Here is a 25967-nt window from a genome sequence, read left to right as displayed (position 1 = left end):
CCGACGTGCTCACATCAGGTCAGGTGCTGCGCGCTCCAGCGCAACGCCTCGGCCAACGCGGTCCTCGCCCACAAACCGGCCGGGGTGAAGCAGAACGCCGCCACCAACATCAGCGCGGAGACGAGTCGTGCCGGCCGTTCGCAGATCCACGCGCAGATGTACGCCACGGCGTACACGGGAACCGCGACCACGAACGCGTAACCCAGCCCGGCCGTACGACGAGGACCCTGGTCCGGTGCGTACGGCGCTCGCCTCGCGTACGCCACCACCTCCGCGAGCGACGGGCGTCGTTCCGACACGATCTCGGGTGGGTCGAAGAAGGCCATGAACCGCCGAACGCGACCTACCGCCGGACCAGGTGCCTGGGCCTCTTCCACTGGAGAGTCGGCGGTGTCCTCACGCGCGCGGAGACGCGGTGCCGCGTTGGCCTCCGTCGACGCCGGACTCTCCAGCTCTGCACTGGAGAGTGCAGCTTCATCGCTGGTGACCGTCGTACCGGGAACTGCTTCAGCGGTCATGGCTGCTCCTTAGCTGTGCGTCCAGGAGGTGATTCGCCGCGATGGCCAGGTGCTCTGCGATCGCGACGGCCACGTCTTCGGCGTGCGCTCGCGTCTCCGGCCGGTTCAGCGCGTGCTTCAGCGCCGCACGGAAGAAGTCGAAGGCGACCATGACCTGATCCCCCGGCCTGGTGACCGCAGCGATCCGATCCTGGAACCGCGTCCGGGACTGACTGGCCCGCTTCTGGGCCACCAACACCCGGCTACGCCCCTTCCGATGACCGGCCATCGGTCAGCGGACCTTCCCCTGCTCGTCGCCGATGGCCGCGAACACGAACTCCGGATCAGGGCGGTTCGGCAGAGCGACCTCGAGCCGGTACTCGGCGAGCCAGTCATTGCGGCCCTTCTTGTCGTCCTGCGCCCGAGCCAGCACCTCGAGATAGGCACGCAGAAGTGGGCCGCTCTTCTGGTCGGAGAACACCCGGATCGTCGGGAAACGCTGCCCGTCAGCACGAACAAGGGTCAGGTCGAGAAGCTGCATGGCGATCTCCTTGGTACGCCGAGGGCGCGGGCCATGGGGAGTCATCCGCGCCCCCGGCTGCTTGGGTGGACTCGCGATTACGGGAGGACGTCACGCGGCCTGTGACAGCGCACGGATGGTCGTGCTCGCAAGATCGTGGGCAGTGTCATGGCGCCGGCGGGCCTTCACCAGCGGCTCGCGCTGCCACGGGGCGAGGCCACCCCAGATCCCCCACGCACGTTGGCCGGCCTCCTGCCGGAGCGCGAACTCGAGGCACTCGGCTCGCACCGGACAAGGCGTGCAGAGAGCCCGAGCGGTGTGCTCGTAATGGGCACGCGCACCCGACGACGTCTCCGGCGGCTGCGGTGGAAACCACTCGTCGGCCCGGTCCTGATCCTTCGAGCAGAGCCCGTCCCGCTGCGTCCGCTCCCGCAGTGCAGGGCTCGACAACTTCGCGGCTTCCATCAGGCGATCAGCGTCGATGGAGGTCATCTCACCTCTCCTGACTCGGCAGTCGGTTGGTTGAGCAGCGGTATGCCACCCGGCCCGCCGTCACGTGCCGCATCGGCGCTCTTCGCGTCACCACGCGGCTCGACGACTCGACGTGTCGATCTCGGAGTCCCCCGGCCCATCAAGACCTCCGTGGATACTCGCGGATAGATCACGACACGCGAAGACTATCCACGTTTATCCGTGGGATGCAAACAAGATCGGAGGGTCACCGCTACCAAGCGCTACCGTCCCTTGGGTTCACATCCAGGGGGCCGCTGCACGAACGACCGAGCAATGCGCGCCGGGCAGTCGTCCCAGCCCCTCGCTGTGGCCAGCGCTGCCGCCTCTGGCCTCAGCTTGATCCATTTGTGACGCGAGGACCCGGGCGCACATGCAACCGGGCCGGACGCTTGCGGTTCATCTCTCTGCCCGAAGGGGCGCCGGCCGGCCAAGGCACGGCCCACTCTCAGTTGTCGCGAAGGGGATCATGTCCGAGCAGTACCAGCTTGCCCAGCCCATGCAAGGCCAGTCACAAGCATCGAGCTCTACACAGCAACCGAAGAAGCCGAAGTCCCCAAAGAGAACTGGCTTCCTCGGCTCCACAGCTCTGATCGTCGCCCTCGGACTGGCAGCGCTGACGACCGGTTGCGCAGGCAATGACGGGGATATGACCACAGAATCGGTCGCCACTTCCTCACCTGACGCCACCGTCACCTCGGTTGCTACCCCATCGCCGGTCGTCACTCCATCGCCGGTGGCCACCCCCACGCATACCTCGGCGGCGCCGACCAAGCACGGGCCGGGCCTCTACTCAGGCCGCGGCGACCAGGTCCTCAGCCTCACCAAGCCATCCGATATTGGGTTCGCCGACATCACGCATGAAGGATCAGGAGACTTCAAGGTCGAGATTGTGGAGAGCCAGGAGGCCTTGATCTACACCACCGGACCCTACTCAGGCCGCGTCCTCCTCGACTTCGGCGACGACGACACAACGCGCCTGAAGATCACGACAGACGGGACATGGGCAGTTAAAGCCCTGCCGCTGGAGTCGATTAGCAGCCTTGATAACCGTGAGACGGTCCATGGTCGGGGCGACGACGTTCTGGTCTACATCGGCGCGGAAGCCGCCGCCAAGGTTGAACACATCGGCGAAGGCGACTTTGCCGTCCAGGCCTACGCGAAGGGCGGCCTCGACATGCTCGTGAACGAAACCAGCAACTTCAAGGGTGAGGTCCAGCTACCCGAACCGTCCATCATCCAGGTCACAGGCGACGGTCTGTGGAGCATAACGCCGGAGTGAACTTCTCCCCGCACACCTCGCGGGCTTAGTCGTGAACCCCACGACGGCGTGCTCCGACCTCTGACGGGTTGGGGCACGCCGTCCAGTCGGTTAAGCGGTCACACCTGGACAGGATCCACGCCACGGATGCCTCCGAGGGAGATCAGGACCGCCACCAGGAGTACGGCACCAGCGACGTATCGCGAGCTGGTCCGTCCGACGGCCGTCCCTGGAGCCTAGCCCCGCGATGCCCAGGATCGTGCGCTCACACGGCACGTCACCGTGCCGCGTCGCCCCAAATCCTCCTGTCGCACACGCCACCCGACCATGACTCGACCGAGAGTAAGCAATCCACGATGTCGGGGACGGAGTGGGGAACTGTCAGCTCGACGAGGGCGTCGCCTGCCTTGCCGCGCCTCCTGCGCCACTCGCCATACGGATAGGAGGCGACGTCCACGAAGACATCAGCACCTCGCTTCGGCGCCGTAGGTACGTGCATGCTGCCGGTGTTGTACGGCGCCAGCTGGACACGACCCTCGTGGCGTTCCATGAGTCGCGCGGTGTCCACCCGCAAGATCGTCTGGCGCTTCTTCCGGTATTGCGTAGCCCGTAGCAATCGCAATAGCCGGGCCTCGGTCACCCAAAAAAATACTCGTCCGTTAAGAGCGTCCAGGAACTGACGCGGTGTCGTCGACGCCGTCAGGCAGCCGTCTAGAAACTTCAGCGGTAACTGATCACGGATCGTCATCGAACCAAGCTTTGGATCACTCAGGGTAACGCTGCGACGCCTTACCTGTCCAACGATTGCATCAGCCTGCTCATGGTCGAGGCGGTAAAGCTCCACGATTGCATTGGTGCTGAGCAACCCATGGCGCGCGATCGAGGGCCAGGTATCGTCTTCCGCCATGTGAAACAGAATAGGGTATTTGGCGACAAGTTCCTCGATGTCCACGAGACGTAGCGTAGGCCTTCGAACGAGCCGAGGCAGCGCATGTTGGATATGAATAGTTTCCGATCACAGATCCTCAAGCCGAGCGAACAGCCTTCGGAGGCCGTCAGTTTGGGGATCCGGCGTCAGGGCTGATAGGTCGGCTGCGAGGGTGCCTTCTGCAGCGGCCACCCGGAGAGCTGCTACGAGGTCCTCCACGCTCGGATCCTCGCCACTGGCGCAGGCTGTATCGGAAGCAAGTTTCACAGCCTTCCACGCCTCCTCCCAGCCCATCCCTGCGTCCGTCAGTGCGATCAGCGCCGAGTGCGAGGCAACCTGTGCTCCCGCAGCGGCGGCCGTCGATGCCATTTGGGACGCGTCAACGTGTAGGCCGTCAATTACGTGCGCAGTTGCTACCACTATCTGCTCTGTTAGGGCTGCGGCATCTGGCACGCAGATTCGCTCTACCGAAGAGTGGCTGAGGTCCCGTTCATGCCACAGGGCGAGGCCTTCCATTACTGGGACAACGTAGCTGCGTACTACCCTCGCAAGTCCGCAGATCCGCTCGGACGCGACGGGGTTTCGTTTGTGCGGCATCGAGGACGACCCGACCTGAGTACGCGCAGCAGGCTCAGCTATCTCTCTGACTCCACCGTGCTGCCCGAGACGAACCTCAAGGGCGACCGCCTCGCAGACCGACGCGAGCAGCGCTAGGGCACACATCCAGTTCGCGAGCCGATCGCGCAGAACAACCTGGGTCGCGACGTCCACTGCGCGGAGGCCGAGTGACCCCGCCGCCCGGATCTCCACAGATGCTGGCACATGTAGGTAGGACCCAGTCGGCCCGGAAAGCTTTGCGACTGCCACTTCGTGGCGGGCTGCACGCAAGCGTCTCCGTGCCCGCACCGCAGCCAACGCGAAGTCGGCCACGCGATGACCCCACACGTCAAGCGTGGCGACCTGACCATGCGTTCGCCCCGCACGCACGGTCTCCCGGTGCTCAAGCGCGTGCGCGCGAAGCACTTCCACCAGCCGATCTGTCCGTGCCTCTATGAGATCGCTCGCCTCGGTCAACTGCAGCGCCAGCGCAGTATCAACGACATCTGAACTGGTAAGACCGCGGTGCACCCACCTCGACATCTCTGGCGGCATCGGTCTTGTCCAGGCCGATAGGAAGGCGACCAGATCATGCTGCAAGATCTGCTCACGAGCAAGAACGTCCTCCACGGAAGGAAGGAGTGCCGCCCGAACCGCAGCCGCAGCCTCGCTTGGGACGATACCTTCGACCGCATACGCATCGATGACCGCCAACTCAACAAGCCACCACAGTCTGAGCCGATTCTCATCGGAAAAGATGCTAGCCATCTCAGGTGACGTGTACCGCGTGATCACCAGTACGTCCCTCCGCGAACCTAGACCTTGACCGACTCGCCGAAAGTACTGGCGTGGCGGGAGCTCGAAGTGCCATCAATGTGGCAAGGTTCGAGCATGGCTCCTTCCAGCGGGCAAGTCGCGGTCGATGGTCGGACCTTGTCTATGCCCGTCAGCTCGGGGCTAGGGCAACTCCCACTCGACTCCGACGCCCTTGCGACCACTCCTAGTGGCTCTCGCTGCGCCGCCGAGACCGAGGCACCCGCCCGGACACCTCATAGCGTTTCTGAAGCGATGCTCGCAGTGGGAAGGTTCCACGACGCGTTCAACCTCCCCCGGAGGGGGCGCCCGACAGTCGACATCCCCGTCGAGCAGGCCAGTCTGCGAGCGCAGCTGCTGTGCGAAGAGGTTGGCGAGTTCGTCGACGCCACCGAGGCCAAAGACCTGGTAGCCATCGCGGACGCTCTTGCTGACATCGTCTACGTCGCCTATGGTGCAGCGCTCACCTACGGGATAGATCTGGATGCCGCTCTGCGAGAGGTCCACAGCTCCAATATGAGCAAGTTGGGCGCAGACGGCAACCCCATTTTGCGTCAGGACGGCAAAGTCCTGAAGTCCTCCGGCTACTGCCCACCCGACATCAAGAGTGTGCTCGCCGACCAGCCTTCGCTGCCGTTCTGAACCCGCCGCAGGAGCCTGACGCCTCCTCGTCTACCTCCGATTCCGAGTCGGGATGGAGCACACGGCCCAGCCGGCGTAAAGGCCGGGGATGGGTAGAGTCCGATTTCGGTCCCTGCGCGAAAACGTTCCCGTCGCCTCTTGGCGAGGCGAGTAATGTGCAGTGTATGTCCGCCGAAGCTGGCCAGTTGTACTCACGGGCGAACCCATAACTGCTATCTTCCACCGCTGGCGCCACCGGGAACGACAGAGGGGGGCGGTGCTTATAAGAGGAGTCGGGGGCCGACCCTCTGAGGCATGTTCTCGGAGTGGCACTAGGGGCGCGACTGCGCACCTACTCGCGTTAGCGGCATCGTCGTGTAGCCAGCGCAAGCGGTTACATGTCGCCATAGGAAGAGCCTCAATCGGCACCAGCTTCTCAGACGGCCCCGCTGGTTATCCCCACGTCCCCGGAATTTCAATCAGGACTTTCTCAGGAGCCGCGCGATGACCGATGAGTCGAGCACCCAAGGGTTTCCGATATCTACTCGTATAGTCACTCTAAGCGGCCCCGTGGGCGCTGGCAAGTCAACACTGGGTCGAGCGCTTGCCGCGCATTACGGCGCTATGCACATTCATACGCATGAGCTTATGCAGGAGCTCGCCGATTACAGAGGAATCCAGCTTCCCGCCGAACGACGTGCGATGCAAGATTTCGGCGACGCACTCGACAAGGAGACTAACGGACAGTGGGTTGCTCAAGGCGTGAGCAGACTGATCGCTAGCAGTAACCGGTCGACAAAATTAGTGATCGTAGATTCAGTCCGACACCGCTCGCAAATCGATGCGCTTCGCTCAGCCTACCCAGGACGCTTCTTTCATATCCACGTTCACGCTCCTGCGAAGGTACTCGATTGGCGCTATCGACAACGTGGCACTGGAAGTGGATTCGCCGAACTCCCTAGCTATTCTGCCGTAGCACAGAACAAAACAGAGCGGGAGGTTGCTCAACTGCACGCCGAAGCGGACGTAGCAATCGACACAGATCGTTGCACAGCCGCAGATGTTGAGATTCGTGCCGCCGCCGCACTCCGGCTCCTATCTCGCCGGGACGTTCGCCTCGTCGACGTCATCATCGGCTCCCAGTACGGCAGTGAAGGCAAGGGGAACATCGCCTACTACTTGGCGGACGAGTATCAAGTACTGATGCGCGTGGGTGGCCCGAACGCTGGACATAAAGTCCCTACCACGCCAGCGTACACCCATTGCCTACTCCCTTCTGGCACGCTTGCTAACTCAAGGGCCACCCTGCTCATTGGACCTGGTGCGACGCTGGACCTTACACAGCTCCACAAGGAGATAGCCGAGTGTGGCGTAAGCATTGGGCGACTATTCATCGATCCTCAGGCTATGATTATTGAGGCTGCGGACATCGCGGCCGAAGAGGTGCTTGTAAAGGGAATTGGCTCGACAGGCAAGGGCGGCGGAGCGGCCACTGCGCGCCGGATCTTAGGCAGGCACGGCGGAGAGCCACCCGTACGACTTGCGCGCGACGTGGCAGAGCTACAATCCTGGCTCCGATCGGCTGCGGACGTACTCGACGCCGCCTTTCGGTCGCAACATCGCGTTCTTCTCGAAGGCACCCAAGGAACAGGCCTCAGCCTGTTCCATGGCAGCTATCCTTACGTCACTGGCCGCGACACGACGACTGCTGGATGTCTCGCCGAGGCCGGTATCTCACCCTCGCGCGTACGTCGCGTCATTATGGTGACTCGGTCATATCCCATCCGAGTCAAGAGTCCAGATGACTCAACGTCTGGTTACATGTCGCAAGAACTCGACTGGGCCGATATCGCAGACCGGTCGGGAGTGGATGTGGATGAGCTACTGAAAGTCGAACTCGGATCACGGTCGCATAAACTTCGCCGAGTTGGAGAATTCGACTGGCAGTTACTACGTCGATCTGCGGAGCTAAATGGGGCGACTGACATCGCATTGACGTTCGCGGATTACCTCAACGTCACTAACCGAGCTGCGCGACGCTACAACCAATTGGATCAGGCCACGACTCACTTCATCGAAGAAATCGAGCAAGTTTCTGGCGCGCCCGTGACGCTGATTAGCACCCGATTTGACCCACGTAGCGTGATCGACCGGCGCACGTGGGAATGAGGCTACTGGCCCACTCCTTCCGTCGAGATAGGGTCGGCTTGAACACTACGAAGGCTGGGTAAGGAGACTAGAACTGCGGCCATTAGGACAACGCCCGCAACGTAGAACGGGGCCCTGAGGTCCACCACAGCAGCCAGCCCACCGCCGAGAAGCGCGCCCAACGGCGCGGTCCCAGCGCTGACAGTTCGGAACGCCGAGATCACCCGACCGAGCATCGCTGCCGGGGTGAGCTGCTGCCGCGCGGTGACGCACACGACGGTCGTCACCGCAGCACAGAGCCCGACGACGGCAAGGAGCGCCCCAGCGATATACGGCGAGCTGGTCCAGCCGATGGCAGGCCAGACGACCACCTGAAGTGCGAGCCCGGCGATGATCGTCGGGCGGGCACCGAGCCACTGGGCGATGCGCCCGCTCGCGAAGCCCCCGGCAACGCCGCCTACGGCGGAGGCTGCCAGCAGCACGCCGTACCCGGCTGTCGTGACACCCAGCCGCTCGGTGGCGAAGAGCACGAACGTCGACATCGCCATGAAGCTCGCCAGGTTGGCACTTGCTACCAGTAGACACAGCACACGTAGTTGGGCGTGCTGGACGAGGAACCTAGCTCCTTCACCGATCGAGGCCAACAGGCGCGGCCGGCCAGCACGCGAAGTAGGCCCTCGCCGCTTCGGCAGACTCGCGACCAACCCGGCACTGACCGCGAACGACACGGCGTCGAGCACGAACGGAAGCCACGGAACCGCGGCGTACAGCCCACTTCCAATCGGTGGACCGACTAGCGACTTCCCGGCCGTGGTCGCCGATGAGATGTGCCCGTTGGCCTTGTTGAGCGCCCCACTGTCGCGGCCGGCGAGGTCAACCACGATCGTCTGCGCTGCCGTGTCTCCGAAGATCTGACCCACCACGATCGCGCACGCGGTCGCCGCGAGCACCGGAATCGAGGCGGCGCCCGCGATGATGAGGATCGCGAGCAGTGCCAGCCCTCCAGCGCGGAGGACGTCGGCAACGACCAGGACCGTCCGCAGGCGCCATCGGTCTACCAGAGCACCCGCGAACGGCGTCACCACCAGCCAGGGGAGGTATTCCGCCGCCGACACCAGCGCGACCGCTGCTGGATCACGGGTAATGGCCGCGGCCGCCAGGGGTGCGGCAGCCGCAAGGGCACCGTCGCCGAGGGAGGACACGTAGGTCGCCGTAACCAGTGCCCGAAGGCCGCGAGGCCTCCGTACGGTCTGATCCGCATCTTGGACTGCTTCGGGCGTCGCCACGTGCCCTCCCCTGGCATCGAGGTTCCTCAGATGGTGTTGCCGACGATCGCCTTGCGGAAGTCGCTCCACTCGTCCGCGGTGAAGGTCAGCACGGAGCCTCCCGGGTTCTTCGTGTCAGTGACCGCGACCCAACCGTCCGGCCCGTAGGCGACCGCTACACAGGGCCCGTCATTGCATGCGCCGCCCGTCCAAGGGCCGGCGGGTGTCTGCCATCCCCCGAACTCGTCCAGGGCAGGCGGAGTAGGTGGGTTCAGCATGGTGACTTCACTCCTCTGATTGGGTGTGAACTTCACTTGCGGCCGAGCATCCGCCGAAGGTGCTTCGTCGACTGCTCGGGGCTCAGGGCGGACGCGAGCATGCGCTCCCAGCCGAGTTCGAACGGGCGAACATCGGGTCCGGAAAATGTGAGCATCGCGGCCGGCGTCTCGACCTGAACGATCATCGGATCGACGGAGCCGTCCGGCAGATCGAAGGTCGTCCAGCCGCAGATCGGCAGCTGCTCCATCGGCGCGTCCGCAGGAATGATCTGGACGGTTACGTGCGGCAGCTTTGCCGCGTCGAGCATCACCGTCCACGACTCCGACCTGTCCTGCTCCGTCGCTCCAGCCGGCAACGCGCGCAGGCCGAGTTCGGTGACGATCAGGTGGTAGGAGATCTCGGTGCGCTCGATCAACAGGTTCCGGCGTTCAAGGCGAGCTTCAACCGTCTGGTCGATATCAGCCACCTGATCGGTGAGCCGGAAGCCGAGCAGCGCCCCTCTGGCGTACCCGGCCGACTGGAAATAGCCGGGCACCATGAACGGCTGGAAGTGCCTGATCGCGGTAGCGGCAGCGTGGAACTGATGCGTCTGACGCTGCTGAGGCGCCATCCCACCGCGGAAGACACTTCGCCAACCGGTGACGTCGACCTGGGCATCTTCGGCCAGATCGATGACGCTGCGCCGCACCTTGGGTGCGGCGCCAGTGGCCTCCAGCCACCGTTCGACCGTCTCCAGACTCGGACGTACCTGCCCCGTCTCCATCCGGGACACCGTTGCCTGCCCGACCTCGAGACGTCTCGCGAGCTCGGGACCGCTCAACTTCGCGGCGAGCCGGAGCCGACGGAGTTCCCCACCAAGGCGGCGCCTGGAGTCAAGCGGAGCCTTGGCCACGGAACGGCTCCTTACCTCTGGACAGCGGTCGACAGTTCTGGAAGGTTATCCGTAGGTATCCACGAGATCAAGACGCGAGGAGGCACGCCGTTGACGCGCCACGTGGATGTGAACGGGTTGAAGCTGGCCGTCGAGATCACTGGTGAGGGTCATCCGCCGGTCGTGTTCGTGACCGGCTTGAACGACGATCGCCACGTGTGGGACGTTCTCCTGTCGACGCTCTCCGTGCGGACCATGACGGTGACGTACGATCGGCCGGACCTGGGTGACAGCGATCCGCTGCCGCAGGACGAGGCGAGTGTCCCCCGCTCGTACGGCGACGCTGCCAGCCAACTGCGCGTCCTCCTCGACGCGGCCGGCGTCCCGAGTCCTCGCGTGTTCGTCGGCCACTCCATCGGCGGTCTCATCATCCACGTGTACGCCGCCCAGACGCCGGCAGATGTGGCCGGTCTCGTGTACGTCGATGCCACCGATCCCGACCTCTACGCCGACGTGACCGGATTCGGACCTACGGTCGCCGACAACGACCTAGGGATGAAGTTCGACTGGAGCGTTGGTCTCGAGGAGTTCCGTCGCACGGCTGTGTCGCAGGTTCCCGCCGTGGTCGTGGCCAGTTCCGTGGGCCGGTGGGCGACCGCGCAGTCGCCCGAGAAGTACGCGCCGTACACCCTCGCCGAGGTCGACGAGCGCTGGCAGCGGTGGCAGCGCCGTCTCGCTACCGGCCTGGGAGCGCCGCTCCTCGTCGCCCACGATGCCCGGCACTACGTCCACACCGAGGCGCCGGCACTGGTGGGTCGAGCTGTAGACGCCGTGGTCCGAGCGGTACGAGACACGAACGTCGTTCAACTCGACCCAGCGGACGTGGATGCCGCCGGGGGCACGCTCCACCTCACGACCGCCTGACGCCAACACCGGGGCCGGGCCATCTCGAGCGATCTCGCGCCCACCGGGCACCCGGGCCTTCACTGACGGCAGCGCCGTACCTGTCGCGCTCCGGGTCCTCCGGCCTCCTACCCGCAGCCCGGCGGCGGCCGCTTGAACGCGCTCGCGCGACCTCCAATCGCTCTGGCAGCCACGCACGGGATCGGTCGATCCGCAGGCTTGTTGACCCTGGCCGCCAAAGGACGCATCCCTCGTTCTGGTCCTTCACGGCCGCGGCACTTGACGATTCCACGCCGCAGCGATGGACCGCTGCCTCTACGCCTTCCTCCTGCGCGTCGCGCGGCACTGCCGTAGTTGCCAACGCGGATAACCGCGGATACCTTCTCATCCACCGTTATCCACGGACACCTCGTCGGAGTCCACGAGCCTTGGAGGTGCGCGCATGGACCTTGTTGCGGAACGCGTCGATCGAATCCAACAGCTCGCAGCCGACGCACGTGGACTGGCAGCGCAGGTTGAGGCCGTAGATCAGGAGATACAGGCGAGGAACACACCGCAGCGGAGTGCCGGATTCAGGTTGGACACGACCGCTTCCTACCTCCGATCGGTTGCTGCGCAGCTAGAGGTCACAGCGCGCGACCTTGCCCAGCTCGACCGGCGCGACGACGACACATGCCAGGCACGCTGGGGTGTGTGCCCGGAGCACGGTGACACGTTGTGCTCCGCTGACGGGCGTTGCTGGTGCCCGGGCCTGTCGCCGGACCTTCGACTACCACCGGTCAGGCCTGACCTGCGATCAACCCGCCGCCTATCTGCTCCGCGACGGCTTCGGGGATCTGTCAGTCCTCTGCGAGGCGCACGCCACCGTCGCCGGCGAACGCCTGGCTGGCGCCCAGGTCACTCCGCTTGACCATCGGTTCTCGCATCAAGGCGGAACACGCCTCTGACGGACCTTCCGTGCAACATCCCGCGTCCGCGACATCAGGCACCTGCAGCGGCCCCGGCACGAACCCAACATCTTGGAGGACGCATGGACGGGAACGCGATCGTCATCGAGACTGACGGCAGGGTCGGCGCAGTTGCGCTGCCCGACCACGACCGCCTCAAGACGATGTACGCCGTCCTTCACTGCCACAACGTCGATGTCGTCTCCCTAACGAGCAAGATCGACATGTGGCTCGACGACGAAGGCATGTACAACCACCCCGTCAATCCCTACGCCACCGAACTCGCTCGCCGCTACGGCCTCACGCACCAGCCCTACTTCGGGCCAGCACTCCTGTGCGGCGTCACCCGCGACGGCGACACCATCAACCTCACTCATGACCAGGCCAAGGCCGCCCTCACCCTGATCATCGACGTCCTCGTCAGCCTCGGAGCCCATCCATGACCGGGCACCGTCTGCTCCACCGCGATACCTACGACGAGTGCATCACCTGCGCCCAGACCTTCGATCCCGGTGTCCGCAGCTGATCAACTCCAGGAGTTGATCAAGGTAACGTTGATCATTTGACGGTGATGGTGGTGCTGCCGGTCAGGTTGCTGCTCCGGCCGCTCACCTCGACGGCGTGATCACCTGGCGCCAGTGGGTTGGGTAGCGTGATCTGGACATCGAGAGTGCCGGTCGATGAAGCGACCAGATCGGCAGCCGAGACCGGCGTACCGTCGACGCTCACCTGCACCGGCTCGTCATTGGCCAGCAACTCGGTCGACAGCGAAAGTTGATCGCCGCCCACAGAGGCCTCGACGTCGAGGAATGTCGTCGCCTGCTGGATCGGCGCCCTGATGGCCAACGGGGCAAGGGAAGGTGCCGGCAACTTTCGGGGCCGGTCGCACTTGGTGGTGTCCCAGATCGTGCCGTAACCGCTGCGTACGTCGGCGAACGGAATATCGCCGCCGGTGATCTTCTCGGTGATCACGCAGGTCTCGCCTGGCATCGGGTAGGCGTCGTTCTGGATCGTGTACTTGCCCGAGAGTTGGCCGGTGAAGCCGATCCGGTTCAGCGGCCGCCATCCGCCGCGGGCGTGGTAGATCGCCGCATTGCCGTACGCGGCCTGACGAACCCGTCCCTCGGTGAACGACCCGTCGCGGATGAAGTCCTCGAGGAAGGAATACAACCCGGTCATCTGAAGCGGCGTTTCGGACGGGCGCTCGGTCTTGACGGTCATCAGCTTGAGCCAGTTCGGACGTTGGCCGATCGGTTCGGTGTTCAGCCATGCGGTCACGATCTGCGCATGATTGCCAGGCGTCGCATCCGGCTGGTTGGTGATCATGGTCGCATACGTCTTGCCGACCTCCCAGTCGAAGGGGATCCGGATGCTCGGGCCGCCCGCGTACTCACCATGGATCACGAAGTCGCCATAGCCGATCCGGTACAGCACCTTCGAGGTCAGCTTGTCGTCCGGCACCGTGCCCCGGTTGGGGCCGAAGATCGAGAAGATCGCGATCTTGCTGCCGTCGCCAAGTTCCTGGATGCCGTAGTAGCCGCCGCTGTAGCCGTTGGTCATGAAGTACGTCGACGGAACCGACGACTGCACGGTGATCTCGTTGTAGAAGGCGGTCGCTCCTTCGGGCACAACCCCGGAGGCGGGGAAGTAGCGCAGGTGGGTCGAGGGATCGGCGTTCTCCCAGTAGTTGAACGGCCCGCATACCTCTTCGCCCTCGACCCGAGGATCGCACGCCACACCGTCGTCCTCCGGCTGGGGGGTCCGGCCCAGCACGGAGTCGGCCACGAAAGGCTCCTCGACGGTGGTGACCTCCAGGTCGTACAGATGAACCGAACCGATGCTGGCCATGGTGAGGCTGCGCACCGTCTTGGACGGGTCGATGTTCACGCCGATCGTGAAGACCGCGTAGTCGGTTCCAAGATCGATGTCAGGCGCTGCAGTAGTGTTGCGGCCGGGCGATGGTGGTCGCAATCGTCGACAGGTCGAGTGGGTCGGCGGCGGTGTCGGTGTAGGCGGGCATCCCGACCCACAACCGTTCGCTGGAGCGGTCGGTGTAATGCACCGTGAGGTCGAGGCCGGAGAAGACACCCGCGGTGCCGAGGAAGGCGATCGCATTGCCACTGCCCGACACGCCGATCCTCGTTGCGGCCGTGCTCGGGCTGAAGTTGTCGGGTTCGCCCGGCGTGACGTCAGGCATGGTGAAATCGATGCCGTCCACGCTGACCTCCGCGCCGGGACCGTACCCTGCCACGGCCATCGCCGAGGCCCGGAGCGAGCTGCCGGCACTGTCGAGTTGACCGCGCTGATGAGTGGCGGCGTCGGTGATCGAGACGTTGTTGCGGATGTCGGCGAGCGAGTCGCCGAGTGACGCCGAGGCCGGACCACTCCCGACAAGGCCAGCCATCACGACACCGACAACCAGGCCGGCAGCAACACCAAGACGGGCCACACGACCTGCTCCAGTCATCCGAACTCCTCGTTGGGGATGGTTAACCGACCAAACCAGAGTCCGGGCACGCGCGTCAATCTGCGGTCCTGGGTCGGTCGAGCGAGGGTATTTTCGCCGACGCCGAGCTGGTCGCTCCTTGGTGTGTCGCGTTCAGTCGTAGAGGTTGGCAAGGGCGGCAGCCATTGCACCGCAACGACCTGATGACATCCGAACCGTCGGGCCGACCGCAGATGCGTGCAGCGGTTATTCCCAGATACGAATGGCCCCCGAGAGCCTCTCGCCGGTCGCGGTTGGACTGCTGCCGCTCAGTACCGCGCGACGCTGGGGCTGGTGCATCGTCGGCATGGCGCACCCCGGAGCATGCGGGAGAGCAGGTCCATGGCGCGGTTGTCGTAGCCTCCGATGGCGGCGCACCTCGGATCGCCCGCGTGGGTGGCTTCAGTGGCGGGCCTCGTATCGGTGGTGGGCACGTCAGGCCGATGGGTGGGCAGCCAGCGAACGACTCGCTGAGAGTCAGGATCGCTTTCATCATCGGCAGGTCGATGTCGATGTGGCTCCCACCGCGCCGCCGGGCTGGGCTCGAGCACCTCCCGGTGCTGACCCTTCCGCAGTGTCGGTCGACTTGCAAACCCTTGGAACGGGTGCAGGCACCACTGCTAGCGTGCCGCGATGACCGGACCTATAGTGCCTGGTTTCCTGAGTGCCGAATGCCCTGATCCCGGCCTACTGGGGAGCCGGCAGACGGAGACGCCCCGACCCACTGCCGCCAAGGCGTCAGTGCGCCAGGCACCGTCACGCGGCGAGGGGGAAGCGGATGACAGCCCACACGATGCACGCGGGAACCTTCCACCGCACATTAGTTCCCCGCCCTCGCACCCTGCGCCACGCGTGCGGCGCGGTGAGGTCGGAGCGCGCGACGCAGCCGTGAGTAACCTCTAGGCGGCCGCGACACATGAACGGCTCCGTCGGCCAACCCCTTGGCTACGACTTTCTGACTCGGTTCGTGCCCCGCATCGTGCACGTCGAGAACCGCGACCGCGCATTCTGGCGGGACACAGCGTACGAGATCACCAAGGCGCGGACGGCGTTTCACGTGCTGGCGTACGTCCACAGCGGGCGCGGTAGCCTCCGCGTCGACACGCGCGTGGAAACCCTCCGGACGGGCACGGTCTTCCACTTTCCCGCGGGCATCGCGCTGAACATCACAGTCGCGCAGGAAGACCCGGCGTGCTTCTATTCCATCCAGTACCACTACGCGCTGGTGGACTGGCGCGGGAAGACGCCGGACCTCCAGTTCGCAGAACGACGGCCCTTGCCCCTACCGCCGATCGTCACCACCGACTCGCCCGGCGTCGAGCCGGTCTTCGCGAGGGCGTACAACGTGTGGTCCGCGGCGGGGCTCGGTTACGAGTGGCATGCGCGCACTACCATGTTGGAGGCGCTGGAGCTACTCGTGCCTGGCACCGGTTCTGCGCCCGCGGTGCTCCCGGCGACCACCCGCGCGATCGACGCCGCCGTGGACTACATCAAGACCCACCTGACCACGCCATTGGACCGCGTGTCCGTCGCCGGACGCGTCGGCCTCTCGCCGGCGTACTTCTCGACCGCGTTCCGCCGCCACACCGGCTACAACTTCAGCGGGTACGTCCGCGGGCTGCGCATCGACGAGGCCAAGCGCTATCTGCGTACGACCAACCTGTCGGTCGCCGAGATCGCCCGCCGAGTCGGCTTTCGCGACCCCTTCCACTTCTCTCGAGTCTTCCGGCGGGCGACCGGTGTTCCGCCGCGCGACTTCCGCGGCTTCTAGGGCGCGGCGAACCAGCGTCCAGGTACGCGAAACAACGATCCATTTCGCGCGGCGAGGGCTGCGGGCTAGCGTTCCGGGCAATGTCTCACCTCTCGAGGTTGACCACATGGAGAACACCGACCCCGTCGTCGACACCGATGTCCACAACGCGTTCAAGAGCAAGACCGAGCTGCTGGACTTCCTGCCGCAAGAGTGGCACCGCCAGTGGGCCGCGAGCGGCACGGGCGGGGGTGTCTACTACTCCCCCGTCGGACTCATGCGGCGCGACGCCGTGCCACCGGGCGGGGGAACGCCCGGCAACGATCCGGCCTACCTCGACGAGCACCACCTGTCTCCGCACGGCATCGACTACGCCATCCTGACCGGCTCCGGTGTGTTGGGTCTCTCGCTGCTCCCCGACCCCGACTACGGTACGGCGATCGCTGCGGCCTACAACGACTGGCTTGCCGCGACCTGGCTGCCGGCGAGCGAGAAGTACAAGGGCTCGATCATCATCAACGCCTCCGACCCGGTGGCCGCGGCCGAGGAGATCGCACGCAGCGCCGGTCATCCCGATGTCGTGCAGGTGCTGATGGCCAGCGCGGCGCAACAGCCGTACGGTCAGCGGTTCTACCACCCGATCTACGCCGCGGCGGAGAAAGCCGGGCTGCCGATCGCGATCCACCCTGGCACCGAGGGCCGTGGCATCGCGGGCGCGCCCACGCCGGCCGGCTACCCCACGCGCTACTTCGAGTGGCACAACATTCTCCCGATCAACTACATGACGCATGTCAACAGCCTGGTCAGCGAAGGCGTCTTCGAGAAGTTCCCCGACCTCACATTCGTCGCGATCGAGGGCGGCATCGCCTGGCTCCCGCATTTGATGTGGCGCATGGACAAGAACTACAAGGCATTGCGCGCGACGGTCCCGTGGCTCAAGCGGCGTCCGTCGGAGTACATCAGGAAGCACATCCGGCTGACCACCCAGCCGATCGAGGAGCCCGACGACCCGAGACATCTCGGCCAGATCATCGCGATGGCTGGCGCCGAGACGATGATCATGTTCTCGTCGGACTACCCCCATTGGGACTTCGACAATCCGCGGATCGCGCTGCCGCCGCTAGATCGCGACGTACGCACCAGGATCATGTCCACCAACGCGGTCCAGCTCTACGGGCTCGCCACTTCGGGAGCCGGCGCATGACCACCCGCGAGGAGCACGTCGCCGGTGCGGAGCAGCTCGAGAACGGCGCCTGTACGGTCCTGCGAGTGGGCGCCATCGAGATCGGTGTATTCCGGGTCGGTGACCACTACCGGGCCTGGCGCAACGTCTGCCCGCACGCCGGCGCTCCGGTCTGCCTCGGCCGGGTCGAAGGGACGATGCTGCCCTCACGCGTCTACGAGTACCGCCTGGACGAGAACAAGCCGGTCCTGCGCTGTCCCTGGCACGGCTGGGAGTACGACCTCGAGACAGGCGAGCACCTCACTGACGAAACCATCAGGCTCAAGGGATATCCCGTGGTCACTTGCGACGACGGCGTCTACGTGGTCGTCCCCGCGCGGGTTCGCAGTGCGGGTCGTGATGAGCCGGGCGGGTCGGGCCGAGAGCCAGGATGATGGCTCATCCTGGTAACAATGGAAAGAAGACGGTGACCGCATGAGTGCCACGAACTCCAACCGGCATGGGGTGATATCCGCCGCCACCTACCCCTCGAGGAGGCTCCTTCTCCAGGGAGGCGCCACCGTCCTCCTGGCGGTCTCGGCCGCCGGCTGTGACCTGCTCTCGACCTCTCCCACCAACAGACCCACCAGTACGGGATCCGGATCGAACGGAAAGCAGAGCCCCGAGCTTGTCACTCAGGTGCGTTCTGGCAAGCTGCCCAAGCTGGCCGACCGTCTGCCGGTCACGCCGCTCGTGGTCAAGCCGGTCGATAGGGTCGGCTCCTACGGTGGCACGTGGCGGACCGCGCTCGAAGGGGCGGCGGACACCTCCTGGCTCGACCGCTCTATCGGCTACGAGCAACTGCTGCGGTGGAGCCCGGACGGAACGAAGCCGCTGCCGAACGTCGCCGAGAAGGTCCGGACCGAGCAGGACGGGCGCTCGTACGTGTTCACCCTCCGTCGAGGCATGAGGTGGTCAGACGGGGAGCCGTTCCGCGTCGACGACGTCATCTTTGCGTTCGAAGACGTGCTGGGAAATACCGAGCTGAGTCCAGTCTTCCCCAGCGACCTCACCGTGGGAGGCAAGCCACCCACGGTGACGAGGCTGGATGATCACACGCTCCGAGTCTCCTTTGCCGAGCCCTTCGGTCTCTTACTCCAACGGCTGTGTACGCCGAGCGCCACCGTCTTGACGGCGTCGCCGAAGCACTACCTCGAGCGCTTCCACAAGAAGTACAACACCGATGTGCTAACGCTGGCGAAGGAGGGAAAGTTCTCCACCTGGGTGGAGCTGTTCGGTGCCAGGTCGGACCAGTGGGTCAACCCGGACCTTCCAACAGTGCACGGCTGGCGGTTGACCAGCGCGCTCGGGAAAGGCAGCCGGGTTTCCGCAGAACGCAACCCGTTCTACTTCAAGACCGACACGAAGGGAAACCAGCTGCCCTATATCGACCGCGTGACCTACCGCGTGGTCAACAACACGGAGACGACACTCCTGCTGGCCATGAACGGCGAACTCGACATGCACACCAGGTCGATCAATACGCTCATAAACAAGCCCGTACTTGCGCGCAACCGGGGCAAGGGCGACTACCACTTCGTCGACATCACGACCGACATCATGAACCAGGTCGTCATCATGCTGAACCTGGCACACGAGGACCCGATGCTCCGGGCCGTTTTCCAGAACAAGAACTTCCGCATCGGACTCTCGTACGCGATCAACCGAGCGGAGATCAGCGACGCGGTCTTTCAGCGGCAGGGAGAGCCGTGGCAAGTGGCGCCAGCGAAGGAGTCGACGTTCTACCACGAGCGGCTCGCCACGCAGTACACCGAGCACGATCTCGACAAGGCGCGACGCTACCTAGACGATGCCGGATACGACACGACGAACTCCGATGGCATCCGACTCCGGCCGGACGGCAAGCCCATCTCCTTCGCCGTCGAGATCGCCACGGGAACCCCGTACCCGTTCATGACCGACGTCATGACGCTAGTGAAGGGGTACTGGAGGCAGGTCGGTGTGGACCTGCGGATCAAGAGCGAGGACCGGTCACTGTTCGAGGAGCGGACGGCAGCGAACAAGCACGACGCCGCGGTCTGGCCAGGTGGCGGCGGCCTCGACGACGCGATCCTGCACCCGTATTGCTACTTCCCGTCGGAGGCCGGCTCCTGGTTCGCCGTGCCATGGGCGACGTGGTTCCTCTCGGGCGGGTCCGACGGCGAGCAGCCACCGGCGCCAGCGCGGAAGCAGATGGACCTCTATCGACAGGCCAACGCCAGCGTGGACGCCGGACAGCGCAAGGATCTCTTCCGGCAAGTGTTGGACGTCGCGGCGGAGCAGTTCTGGGTGATCGGCACCGTCAAGGCGAGCCAGAGCTACGGGATCGTCAAGAACAACGTTCACAACATCCCGAAGTCCATCCCCGAGGCCTTCTACTTCAACACGCCCGCATTGACGAATCCCTCCCAGTACTTCATCGGGTGAGGACCTGAACCCAACCTACTCGCTTACGGCGACCCATGTTTCGGGCAGTCGGCCGTGAGAAACTTCGGCCCATGAGTTCGAAGAGTCGTCGCCCGACCAAGAAGGCGGCAGCCGAGCGGGGCGGCAGCTGGCATCCTCGCCAGAACCGTGGCATCTCGCCCGAGGACTTGCAAGACTTGAGCGAGAGCTTCCGGCAGGCCGCCCGTGAGCTTCGATCCTTCACCAAACCGTTGACGGTTGAGACGTACATCTCCACGTTCCTGAACCACTGGCGTGAAGCCATCGTCTCTGAGCTTCATCGCGACGATCCCGACGAGCTCCTCATCGAGCTGATCAACGAGCAAACTGTCGACCCCGCCGTCAGCGAACCCCTCGCGCAGCTCCACGCCCGGGACACGGTCGCGCTGCTCAATGCCATCGCTGCCGTCACCGAACCCCAGTTTGCCCAGCTGGCACGCGGCGGGCTGACCGACCCGGTGCTGCGCGACACCGAAGCCCCCGAGTGGGCCCCACTGGTCGGCGGAAGCCAGGTCCGCAGCTGCTACACCTCGGACTCGGAATTCGGTGACGAGACCGAGATCATGCTCACGTACGTCTACCAGGACGAAGCCGAACACGGACTCCGGGTGACCGTCAACCACACCCTGGCCGGCATGGCCACCGACGTTCGCGTCGAGCCCGACGTAACCGAAGCGCTCGACGCGATGCTGGAGGCCGCCGGATCCGACTCCGGGCGCCTGCTCACCCGGTCCGAGCCGGCTTCGGTCCACACCATGCTCGAGGAGGCGTTCGGCGTCACGCCCCAAGCGGAGGATCCGCCGGTGACGGTTGGATACCAGAATCTGCACCCGTTCGCGATCGCGCGCATCCGGGCCCTGCCGCCAGGCAGCCCGAGCCCGAAACCGCCGGCATGGTCGGAGAAGGCGCGGTCCAATGTGGTCTCCGAGTTCCTCTCCGCTCCCGAGGCCGCCGGGCTGCCGGCCGCCGCCGCGGAGGCCATCGCCGCCGAACTGGTGAGCTACGGAGTCGAGAACGATCGCGGCCAGCCGCTGCGGGTGAGTCCGACCAAGCTCCAGGTGGTCCTGCTCGGCTGGCTGCCCCGGACTGGGCTGCTCGCCCGCTCCCATGGCGACCAGGTACCGGAGGTCATCCCGGCCTGGGTGCGATACGCCGCCCGGCGCACCGGGATGTCAGACAAGTCGCTTGAGAAGGTCCTCGCTACGCTGCCGGACATCACCGGCCGGTTCAAGGCAGCGTACGAGGACACCGAGCGGTGGAGCCCGGAGCGAAAGGCAGTCGAACGCATGCTGGCCGACGTTGACCCGGCGGCGGACGTTGACCCGGTGTTCGCCCGACGGATGTTCGCCCTCCCGCGGCTCCCCGACCGGGAGTTCGATCCGGAGGACGAGGACTCCTTCCGCAGGTTGATCGCCGAGGAGCACGCCGACACCGAGAGCACCCACCATGTGGCGAAGAGCAGTGACCGTAACCCGCGCCGGCACGTCACCCTGCACACCGTAATCGCCCGGCAGCTGTGGAAGAACGACCCGCCGGAAACGTGGGCCACCGCGCAGCGGCTGGCCCACCAGGGCCTCGAACGGCACGAAGTCCTGCATGCCCTGGCGTTCGCGGTGTCCGAGCAGGTCGCGCGCGCGTGCGGGAACAAGGACGCCTTCGACCTCGACTGCTACCGCGCCGCCCTCGCCGCACTCCCGCACTCATGGCGGGAGTCCGCGGACTCCGCCGGCTGATGCAGCCTCGTTGAGCCACCGCGATGCGACCGACCCGGCCGCGGTTGGACGCCGCCCGCATCGGTGTCGACCACCTCCTGACGCGCGAGACCCGAGACGAATCGACCCGCGGCTGGGAAGTCTCCCGCCTGGTCGGGCTCGAACCGGCGACGGGACAGATCACCTTCTACGCCACCGTCGATCTCGCCTCCCGATGCGGCGTCTCCGCCGATGACCGCCGCGTACGCGACCTCATCACCTGGCTCGAAACACTTCAAGGCCCCTACGGCCTCTGGGAACACCACGCCCACCCGCAGCTCTCCCGATGGCTCACCTTCGACCTCGAGGCCAGCCTCCGCCGACTCGCCCACGGCGACTGGATCGGCAACGAGGAACCAGCCAGCCTCACCCCCTACAAACGCGGCCGACGTCGCTACTGACAGCCTCCGAGCAGACTTGGCGGTCCCGGCTGGGCCGTGACACGGTTCGTGACACGAAACAGCTGCGAACCATGTGGGTTGAGGTGACCGCAGCGGCGCGGGCTGCAGGTATAAGCGCAGGTAGATGGCTTAGACGATCTTGTGAGGCCTCCTCCTAATCCGATGGTCGGAAGTTCGAATCCTCCCGGGCGCACCCTCTGACCTGTGCAAACGCGCGAAGGTCCCTACCGACTTGCCGAGCTCAGGGTGCGAAATCGCTCTACGCTGACCTTGCATGCCTAGATCGGGTCGCCGACAACGTCACCGCCGGGTAGATCGAGATGCGCCCCTCGGGAGCCTCCGGTGACGGTCTACGCCGGCACGAACCCACTCACCCAGCGACGCCGATGCCTCACCGAGGCGATCCCAGCTGGGCGAGATCCGGGTCGTTGGACAGCGTGTCCAGGTTGGGTTCGGCTATCGGCACACCATCATCACTGTCGAGATCGACCACACCATGCTGCGACTGATCGACGAGCACGACCCGCTGTTGGCGCTACTCGTCGACGTCCCAGAGGTAGGCCGTCAGTCCTTCGAGCGTTGTGAAGGTCTGTAGGGACGTACGGCGTCGATGACAACGCTGGTGGTGCATGGGCTTGCTGGCCTTGGGCTGGTCAGCCCACCAGGAGCGCGTCACGCCAGCCCGCGCAGGTCGCGGCCCAGGCCAGGAGTCGTGACTTCATCGCCGCCACCTGTTCGGGATGAACCTCGGACACGTTGTGCTGTTCGGCGGGGTCAGCGTCCAGGTCGAACAGACCCTCGCCGACGACGACGGGTGCGGCCATGCTCTCGCGTGCCTCGAGCACGAGCTTCCAGCGTCCGTGCCGGGCCGCCAACTGGCCTTCGTACTCCCAGAACAGCCATCGATCGGGGTCGGGCTCGCGCCCGGCGAAGCCGGCCAGGACGGCCTCGCGCAGCCCGGTCAGCACCGACCGGCCGTCGATGTCCGCACACGTGGAAGGGCTTCCGTCGACCGCTTCCAGCAGCGTGGGCACCAGATCCATCATCGCGCCCGGGCCCGCGAGATCCGTGCCGGCGGGCAGCTGTGCGGGCCAGGAGATGATGCCCGGGACGCGGATCCCACCCTCGAACAGCGAGCCCTTGTGCCCGCGCAGGCCCCCAGCCGAGCCGCCCGTGTAGGACACCTCCTCACCGTTGAGCCAGTTGCGTTCCTCGACCGATGGACCGTTGTCGGAGGAGAAGAACACGATGGTGTTCTCCCGTAGGCCCAACCGCTGCAGGGTGTGCAGGATGTGCGCGATTCCGTCGTCCATCGCCTTGATCATCGCCGCCATCATCTGGCGGTCCTCGGGAAGATGTGCGAAGGCTTCCACGTACGCGGCGGGCGCGTGCAGCGGGTAGTGCGGGGCGTTGAAGGGGACGTAACAGAAGAAGGGACGATCCGCGTTCTGCTCGATGTAGTCGGCGGCCCGATGCGCGATGACGGTGGTGAGGTACTCGCCGTTGAGCCACACCTCCTGCTCGTCGTCCCACAGGTCGTGCACAGCGTTGTGGTTGCCCCAGTAGTAGATGTGGGAGTAGTAGTCCACGCACCCGGCGCGGAAGCCGAAGGAACGCTCGAAGCCACGGTGCAGCGGTCCGTAGCTGGCCTCCGCGCCCAGGTGCCACTTGCCGAAGATGCCTGTCGCGTAGCCACGGTCGCGCAGTTCGCTGGCCAGGGTCGACTGTGGCGGCAGTCCCGCCGTACGCCGCGAGCCACCCAGGATGGCCTCCACCCCTGCGTGTGCCGGGTAACGACCGGTCATCAGGCTGGCCCGGGACGGGGAGCACACCGGGGAGTTGGAGTACCACTGCGGCAGCCGAACCCCGCTGGCCGCCAACCCATCCAGGGCGGGCGTGTCGAGGTCGTCGGCGCCGAAGCAGCCCAGGTCGCCCCAACCCAGATCATCGGCGTACAGGACCACGACGTTGGGTGCGGGCTCGGACACCATCACTCCTTCACGCTCCCGGCGGCCATGCCGGCGACGAGCCTCTTCTGGACCAGGAAGAACAGCACAACGGTGGGGATCGCGGCTACGGTCGCGGCGGCCATGACCAGGGACCAGTCCGTGGCGTACTCCCCGAAAAATCCGGCCAAGCCGACCTGCACCGTCTTGAGGTCGTCGTTGGTGAGCAGCACGGTCGCGAACAGGAACTCTTCCCAGGTGGCGATGAAAGCTGTTACTGCGACGGTCACGATGCCGGGCAGGGCAACTGGCACGATGACCCGGAAGATCACTCCGAGGGTGGAACAGCCGTCAATGCGGGCTGCTTCGTCCAACCCCCGGGGGATGGCATTGAAGTACCCCATCATCAGGTAGATCGCCATCGGCAGGGTCATCGCCGTGTAGACCACGACGATCCCGAGGTAGGAGTTCAGCAACCCGACCTCGGAGAAGGCCAAGTAGATCGGGGTGATCAGTACGACGAACGGCAGCAGCTGTGTGGCCAGCACGAGCATGAGCACCGAGGTGCGCATCCGGAACCTGTACCGGGACAAGGCGAACCCGGCGATCGCTGACAGGACGACGGTGCAGCAGGTGCTGATCACGGACACCACGATGCTGTTACCGAGGTAGCGACCGTAGTGGGATTCGCTGAACAGTCGTTGGTAAGCATCCAAGCCCAAGCCAGAGAAGACGTTCGACCACGAGGTGCCGGTGGCGATGGCATCGGCCGGGCGTAGCGAACTGTAGACCATCCACACGACCGGGAAAACGATGATCGCCAGCACGACCAGAGTAGGCACGACCACCAGCAGATCCGCCGGCCTGCGCCGGTCCTGCCGGTCGGGACGCATCGGCGACGCGGGCGATGAGGACGTCTGCGACAGCATGGGGGTATGCACGCTCACAGGGCCTCCTCCCGACGTGCGGACACCCGCAGGTAGGCCAGCGCGAACACGGCCATCACCGCCGACATCACCAGACCGATGGCAGCTCCCTGGCCAAGGCTGTTGCCGATGAACGCGGCCGAGTACAGCTGAGTGGCCAGCACCTGCGTATATGTACCAGGGCCACCGCCAGTGGCCAGCCACACGTAGACGAAGTTGTTGAAGGTCTGGATCACGGTCATCAACACAACCACGGTAACCACGGGCCTGAGGTGTGGCAGCGTGACGTAACGGAAGGAGCCCCATGCACCGGCCGAATCCAGCGCGGCGGCCTCGTACTGGTCCTTGGGGATGGACTGCAGTCCCGCGAGCAGGACGATCACCACGAAAGGCAGTTCCCGCCACACCAGGATCGCGATCACCGACCACCAGACCGTGCCGGTGTTCGCCAGGAACGGCACGCCACGATCGATCATCCCCGTAGCGACGAGCACTTGGTTGAGCACCCCGGTGTTGGCGTCCAACAACCACCGCCAACTCGCCACGGCCACAACCGGCGGGATCATCCACGGAACCAGCACCATCGTCCGGGCGACCCCGCGCAGCTTCCACCGGTGCAGCACCTGGCTCTGCAGCAGCAATGCCAAGGCCATACCGATCACCAGACGGATCGCCACCGTGATCGCGGTCAGCCGGAACACAGTGTTGAACGCCGACTGGCCGGTCTCTGGGTTATGCAGCAGTGCCGCGAAGTTGGACCACCCCACCCACGTGGCGTCGCCCGGCGCGTCGTAGGGAGTCAGCTTCTGGAAGGCGAGCACGACGTTGTAGATCGCCGGGAAGAGGAACAGCACCCCGATGACCACCAGCGCCGGGCTCAA

26 protein-coding genes and 1 pseudogene are annotated in these 25967 nt (G+C 65.2%); 11 read left to right on the top strand and 16 right to left on the bottom strand.

The genetic code is table 11. From position 1 onward, the window contains the following. Positions 1 to 14 precede the first annotated feature (14 nt). The 4 genes from HEB94_RS26590 to HEB94_RS26575 all read right to left on the bottom strand — a co-directional run bounded on the left by HEB94_RS26590 (position 15) and on the right by HEB94_RS26575 (position 1509). Positions 15 to 518 carry a hypothetical protein gene (locus tag HEB94_RS26590; RefSeq protein WP_192752426.1) on the bottom strand — a complete coding sequence of 168 codons (504 nt, stop codon included), beginning with the start codon at positions 516 to 518 and terminating at the stop codon, positions 15 to 17. Next, positions 508 to 669, bottom strand: a complete 162-nt coding sequence (locus tag HEB94_RS26585) for a hypothetical protein (protein ID WP_192752425.1) — start codon at positions 667 to 669, stop codon at positions 508 to 510. The genes HEB94_RS26590 and HEB94_RS26585 overlap by 11 nt, the downstream gene beginning before the upstream one ends. 120 nt (positions 670 to 789) lie before the next feature. Next, complete coding sequence (locus tag HEB94_RS26580; protein ID WP_192752424.1) at positions 790 to 1038, bottom strand: hypothetical protein; 249 nt, start codon at positions 1036 to 1038, stop codon at positions 790 to 792. Between the two features lie 90 nt (positions 1039 to 1128). Then, positions 1129 to 1509, bottom strand: coding sequence for a WhiB family transcriptional regulator (locus HEB94_RS26575; RefSeq protein ID WP_202896566.1), 381 nt, complete (start codon positions 1507 to 1509; stop codon positions 1129 to 1131). Between the two features lie 487 nt (positions 1510 to 1996). Between HEB94_RS26575 and HEB94_RS26570 the strand changes: the two genes are divergently transcribed. Further along, positions 1997 to 2809, top strand: coding sequence for a hypothetical protein (locus HEB94_RS26570; protein ID WP_192752423.1), 813 nt, complete (start codon positions 1997 to 1999; stop codon positions 2807 to 2809). 256 nt (positions 2810 to 3065) lie between these two features. Here the strand turns inward: HEB94_RS26570 and HEB94_RS26565 are convergent, their stop codons facing one another. Beyond that, on the bottom strand, positions 3066 to 3740 hold the full coding sequence (locus HEB94_RS26565; RefSeq protein WP_192752422.1) for a DUF7002 family protein: 675 nt from the start codon (positions 3738 to 3740) through the stop codon (positions 3066 to 3068). 63 nt (positions 3741 to 3803) lie between these two features. Beyond that, positions 3804 to 5108, bottom strand: coding sequence for an adenylosuccinate lyase (purB, locus tag HEB94_RS26560; RefSeq protein ID WP_192752421.1), 1305 nt, complete (start codon positions 5106 to 5108; stop codon positions 3804 to 3806). A gap of 273 nt (positions 5109 to 5381) precedes the next feature. Here purB and HEB94_RS26555 point away from each other — a divergent pair, with 273 nt between their 5' ends. Next, positions 5382 to 5768, top strand: coding sequence for a nucleoside triphosphate pyrophosphohydrolase family protein (locus HEB94_RS26555; protein WP_192752420.1), 387 nt, complete (start codon positions 5382 to 5384; stop codon positions 5766 to 5768). A 483-nt stretch (positions 5769 to 6251) separates the two neighbouring features. Further along, on the top strand, positions 6252 to 7916 hold the full coding sequence (locus tag HEB94_RS26550) for an adenylosuccinate synthetase (protein ID WP_192752419.1): 1665 nt from the start codon (positions 6252 to 6254) through the stop codon (positions 7914 to 7916). Between the two features lie 2 nt (positions 7917 to 7918). Here the strand turns inward: HEB94_RS26550 and HEB94_RS26545 are convergent, their stop codons facing one another. The 4 genes and pseudogenes from HEB94_RS26545 to HEB94_RS54775 form a co-directional block, all read right to left on the bottom strand. After that, complete coding sequence (locus HEB94_RS26545) at positions 7919 to 9181, bottom strand: MFS transporter (protein ID WP_337918014.1); 1263 nt, start codon at positions 9179 to 9181, stop codon at positions 7919 to 7921. A gap of 26 nt (positions 9182 to 9207) precedes the next feature. Continuing rightward, the gene (locus HEB94_RS26540; RefSeq protein ID WP_192752417.1) at positions 9208 to 9438 is read right to left on the bottom strand and encodes a DUF397 domain-containing protein; all 231 of its coding nucleotides are present in this window, start codon (positions 9436 to 9438) and stop codon (positions 9208 to 9210) included. Positions 9439 to 9470: 32 nt separating this feature from the next. After that, complete coding sequence (locus HEB94_RS51100; RefSeq protein WP_337918013.1) at positions 9471 to 10127, bottom strand: DUF5753 domain-containing protein; 657 nt, start codon at positions 10125 to 10127, stop codon at positions 9471 to 9473. Positions 10128 to 10130: 3 nt separating this feature from the next. After that, positions 10131 to 10331: pseudogene (locus HEB94_RS54775) on the bottom strand (helix-turn-helix domain-containing protein); the annotation flags it as partial. 90 nt (positions 10332 to 10421) lie between these two features. Here HEB94_RS54775 and HEB94_RS26530 point away from each other — a divergent pair. Together HEB94_RS26530 and HEB94_RS26525 are read left to right on the top strand one after the other, a co-directional pair. Beyond that, positions 10422 to 11234, top strand: coding sequence for an alpha/beta fold hydrolase (locus HEB94_RS26530; RefSeq protein WP_192752415.1), 813 nt, complete (start codon positions 10422 to 10424; stop codon positions 11232 to 11234). A 1009-nt stretch (positions 11235 to 12243) separates the two neighbouring features. Further along, entirely contained in the window at positions 12244 to 12603 is a 360-nt protein-coding gene (locus HEB94_RS26525; RefSeq protein ID WP_192752414.1) for a DUF3846 domain-containing protein, read from the top strand. A gap of 115 nt (positions 12604 to 12718) precedes the next feature. Here HEB94_RS26525 and HEB94_RS26520 read toward each other — a convergent pair whose 3' ends face one another. Next, on the bottom strand, positions 12719 to 14008 hold the full coding sequence (locus HEB94_RS26520) for a DUF3472 domain-containing protein (protein WP_238362610.1): 1290 nt from the start codon (positions 14006 to 14008) through the stop codon (positions 12719 to 12721). Positions 14009 to 14087: 79 nt separating this feature from the next. After that, on the bottom strand, positions 14088 to 14627 hold the full coding sequence (locus HEB94_RS26515) for a hypothetical protein (RefSeq protein ID WP_192752412.1): 540 nt from the start codon (positions 14625 to 14627) through the stop codon (positions 14088 to 14090). 934 nt (positions 14628 to 15561) lie between these two features. On the opposite strand from HEB94_RS26515, the gene HEB94_RS26510 reads away from it, so the two are divergent. The 6 genes from HEB94_RS26510 to HEB94_RS26485 all read left to right on the top strand — a co-directional run bounded on the left by HEB94_RS26510 (position 15562) and on the right by HEB94_RS26485 (position 22214). After that, positions 15562 to 16416, top strand: a complete 855-nt coding sequence (locus HEB94_RS26510; protein ID WP_192752411.1) for an AraC family transcriptional regulator — start codon at positions 15562 to 15564, stop codon at positions 16414 to 16416. A 106-nt stretch (positions 16417 to 16522) separates the two neighbouring features. Continuing rightward, positions 16523 to 17599, top strand: coding sequence for an amidohydrolase family protein (locus HEB94_RS26505; RefSeq protein ID WP_192752410.1), 1077 nt, complete (start codon positions 16523 to 16525; stop codon positions 17597 to 17599). After that, positions 17596 to 18012, top strand: a complete 417-nt coding sequence (locus HEB94_RS26500) for a Rieske (2Fe-2S) protein (protein WP_192752409.1) — start codon at positions 17596 to 17598, stop codon at positions 18010 to 18012. Before HEB94_RS26505 ends, HEB94_RS26500 begins: the two co-directional genes overlap by 4 nt. A 40-nt stretch (positions 18013 to 18052) precedes the next feature. After that, entirely contained in the window at positions 18053 to 20044 is a 1992-nt protein-coding gene (locus HEB94_RS26495; protein WP_192752408.1) for an ABC transporter substrate-binding protein, read from the top strand. Positions 20045 to 20115: 71 nt separating this feature from the next. After that, a complete protein-coding gene (locus HEB94_RS26490; RefSeq protein WP_192752407.1) occupies positions 20116 to 21795 on the top strand; it encodes a DUF1841 family protein in 1680 nt (559 codons plus the stop codon). Positions 21796 to 21818: 23 nt separating this feature from the next. Beyond that, positions 21819 to 22214 (top strand): hypothetical protein, encoded by a 396-nt coding sequence (locus tag HEB94_RS26485; protein ID WP_192752406.1) that lies wholly within the window; start codon positions 21819 to 21821, stop codon positions 22212 to 22214. Between the two features lie 391 nt (positions 22215 to 22605). On the opposite strand, the gene HEB94_RS52730 is transcribed toward HEB94_RS26485, so the two are convergent. From HEB94_RS52730 to HEB94_RS26470, 4 genes are all read right to left on the bottom strand, one after another. Further along, the gene (locus HEB94_RS52730; protein ID WP_273376440.1) at positions 22606 to 22734 is read right to left on the bottom strand and encodes a hypothetical protein; all 129 of its coding nucleotides are present in this window, start codon (positions 22732 to 22734) and stop codon (positions 22606 to 22608) included. Positions 22735 to 22867: 133 nt separating this feature from the next. Next, complete coding sequence (locus HEB94_RS26480; RefSeq protein ID WP_202896565.1) at positions 22868 to 24202, bottom strand: sulfatase-like hydrolase/transferase; 1335 nt, start codon at positions 24200 to 24202, stop codon at positions 22868 to 22870. Between the two features lie 2 nt (positions 24203 to 24204). After that, a complete protein-coding gene (locus HEB94_RS51095) occupies positions 24205 to 25107 on the bottom strand; it encodes an ABC transporter permease subunit (RefSeq protein ID WP_202896564.1) in 903 nt (300 codons plus the stop codon). Beyond that, positions 25104 to 25907: an ABC transporter permease subunit gene (locus tag HEB94_RS26470; protein ID WP_192752404.1), complete on the bottom strand. Its 804-nt coding sequence runs from the start codon at positions 25905 to 25907 to the stop codon at positions 25104 to 25106. The genes HEB94_RS51095 and HEB94_RS26470 overlap by 4 nt, the downstream gene beginning before the upstream one ends. Positions 25908 to 25967 lie beyond the last annotated feature (60 nt).

The organism is Actinopolymorpha pittospori (assembly GCF_014873875.1).
GTDB lineage: Bacteria > Actinomycetota > Actinomycetes > Propionibacteriales > Actinopolymorphaceae > Actinopolymorpha > Actinopolymorpha pittospori.
This window is presented reverse-complemented; position numbering and strand designations above follow the sequence as displayed.